Origin of the sequence: Okeania sp. SIO2F4 (assembly GCF_010672385.1) — a bacterium.
Taxonomy (GTDB): Bacteria; Cyanobacteriota; Cyanobacteriia; order Cyanobacteriales; family Microcoleaceae; genus Trichodesmium.
The window spans coordinates 1-2,716 of the sequence record NZ_JAAHGT010001140.1; the positions used below are offsets into that span (position 1 = coordinate 1).

Sequence of the window (2,716 nt, forward strand, 5' to 3'; positions counted from 1 at the left end):
GCGATCAAAGAAACAAACTTTTGAACAAATCATAAATTATTTGACTCACCGTTGTTAATTTACTGATTAGTTGTGCCAAGGTATTTCTGTTGGGTTTCGTGACTCAACCAGACCTACAAAATGTTATGGAAAGTGGAGCTACATATAACTCTTTGCATAACAATTAGGTACGGCGATCAAAGAAACAAACTTTTGAACAAATCATAAATTATTTGACTCACCGTTGTTAATTTACTGATTAGTTGTGCCAAGGTATTTCTGTTGGGTTTCGTGACTCAACCAGACCTACAAAATGTTATATAAAATTGCGACAGACTTCTATATTTATTATTGGCAATCTAGGGAATGTTTATATCATTTTTTTATGGGAATTTTTTGATTTTTTTTACCTTTCTAATTTTACCTTTCTAGAAACTTTTGCTTAAGCAAAGCCAGAGCTTTAATCAACTGAAGTATTAGCCAGTAAATCACAAACCATGAAACTGTGATACTTGGAAGAAATAATAAAATCGCAAACATTAATTCTGGTTGTTTCTGTGCTGCGTTCAAAAAACACAAAATCCATCCTGCTTTATTTTCTGAACAGTTAATGTATTCATTCTGTATCAAATATCCTCGCACTCCCAAAAAAGGTATAAGAGATATAATAAAAAGTATCAAAAAAAATGACGCAACACTTCTAGCACGCTCTCTTAGCTCAAGCGCCTGTAATTTTTGACCTCCTGGTTCTGTACGTATCATTTTTTCAGCTATCAATACCATAGAACCACATATAAAACGATATCTAGATAACCAATAATCAACCTTGCTCAAAACTAAATGAGGGCTACTAAATAATAGCCGACCAAACATCAAAACTATAGAAAAATAGCTCCAGAAAAAAATCACCAAGCTTGTTAATAAAAATGGTGATGCTAAAACTAAGCATAGAAGACTCAAAAAAATATTGGGATTATCCATAGATAAATTAACTATAGAAGGTATTATTGCTAAACCAAGACTCCAAATTGATATATAAAAGAATTCCTTCCATTCTTGGGAAAGATTCAAGTTATTTTTAACTTTTTCCTGAAGTTGAGAAGATTTAACTTCCATATTTTGTAGAGAATTTTCTAATGACTTAACTCGATGGAATAACGGCTCTAAACCCACACCTATATTCGACCTTTCTTGCTGCAAGTATAATATCTGAGCTGATAATTCAGCGACCTTTTCCTCAAGCTCTAAAGAATTACTTTCCACATGAGAAAATCTCTCTAATTTTTGACTCAGCAAACTAATATATTGAGATAATTTATGAACGTCTACTTGTTTATATTCAATATCTACTAACTTCTGAACAATTGTTTTAATTTCCAACTTCGTGTCTTCTGCAAACTTGAGGAAAATTTCATATACTTGCTGTTGCGAATCAAGGGTACTATTAATCTTTTCCTCTATTTGCCCAGACAAATTTTGTAGAGAATTTTCTAATGACTTAACTCGACGAAACAACGGCTCTAAACCAACACCTATATTCGACTTTTCCTTCTGTAACTCCAATATTTGAGATGATAATTTAGTCACTTTTTCCTGAAACTGTGAAGGATTACTTTCCACATGAGAAAATTCCTCCAACTTTTCCCTGAGTAAACTAATATCTTGAGATAATTTCTGAGCATCTACTTGTTTAGATTCAACATCCACTACCATCCGAACAATTTATTCAATTTCCTGTTTCGTATCTCCTACAAATTGTTGGAATTTTTGATTTACTTCCTGTTGTGAATCAAGGGTACTATTAATTCTTTCCTCTATTTTCCCAGGTAAACTTTCTAATGAATTCTCTAATGACTTAACTCGACCAAACAACGACTCTAAATCAACATCTCCATTCAACTTTTCTTCTTGTAACTCCAACATAAAATCAGACAACCGAGAAACTTCTTGCTGAAGGTGAGAATAATTATTTTCCACATCTTGAGAAAACTGCTCTAACTTTTCTCTGAGCAAACTAATCTCTTGAGATAATTCCCGATAATTTGTTGTTTCTACCTGCAAAAATTCATTAATTTGCTCAGATTCTTCCTCAGTTTCTACCTGCTCAGAATTACCAGGATAATTATCAGATTCCGAAGCATCTTTTTTTACACCCCTGATTAGATCCGGAGTAAATTCTATATCATCTAATGGATTACGCTCATTATTTTCTGACATAAAACACCGTGTAAAAATTTGATATTTGGTTGAGATGTTAATATTCTACTTCAGTAGATAGGTTGTATGGTCTTATACCAATTCCCAAAAGCATTGCTATACTTAAGTCGCACTTCAGTTATTAAGTAATTAATACAGGGTAAATCACTTTTGTGCTAAAAATAGCCCAGTTAATGTTTATTAGAGCTGATTTATAAAGTAAATCTTAAATTAGCTAGTCGCTTGACCATGAGTTGGATTAATGAGCCATAAATCATTGCTTCACTTACATCTGAATACACTTACGTTACCTTACTTAAGCGCCTAAATCTATTTAGCCACCCAAAAGTGCGTTCCACAATCCATCGCGCACGGCAATTGCTCAAAACTCTCTGAGGTTCGTTTGATCACTTCCACTCTGACGCCATCGCCACAAACCTGCCTAACAGCATTGGCCAAGTTTTTACCAGAATAACCCTGATCTACCCAGATTACCTCGCTCTTTCGATAGCTTGTCCTTGGCCTCATTGAGTACAACTAC

The 2,716-nt window shown here is 33.7% G+C and carries 2 protein-coding genes and 1 pseudogene; all 3 read right to left on the reverse strand.

The genetic code is table 11. The features are described from left to right. Positions 1 to 399: 399 nt before the first annotated feature. Positions 400 to 1,692, reverse strand: coding sequence for a coiled-coil domain-containing protein (locus tag F6K22_RS38070; RefSeq protein WP_293110047.1), 1,293 nt, complete (start codon positions 1,690 to 1,692; stop codon positions 400 to 402). Between the two features lie 9 nt (positions 1,693 to 1,701). Continuing rightward, the gene (locus tag F6K22_RS38075) at positions 1,702 to 2,196 is read right to left on the reverse strand and encodes a hypothetical protein (protein WP_293110049.1); all 495 of its coding nucleotides are present in this window, start codon (positions 2,194 to 2,196) and stop codon (positions 1,702 to 1,704) included. A gap of 296 nt (positions 2,197 to 2,492) precedes the next feature. Then, a pseudogene (locus F6K22_RS43280) lies at positions 2,493 to 2,592 on the reverse strand (IS5/IS1182 family transposase); the annotation flags it as partial. Positions 2,593 to 2,716 lie beyond the last annotated feature (124 nt).

What these genes read in the sequence shown, in the direction of transcription:
- F6K22_RS38070 (WP_293110047.1), bottom strand. Translation starts at nt 1,692, where the DNA reads ATGGTAGTGGATGTTGAATCTAAACAAGTAGATGCTCAGAAATTATCT.
- F6K22_RS38075 (WP_293110049.1), bottom strand. Translation starts at nt 2,196, where the DNA reads ATGTCAGAAAATAATGAGCGTAATCCATTAGATGATATAGAATTTACT.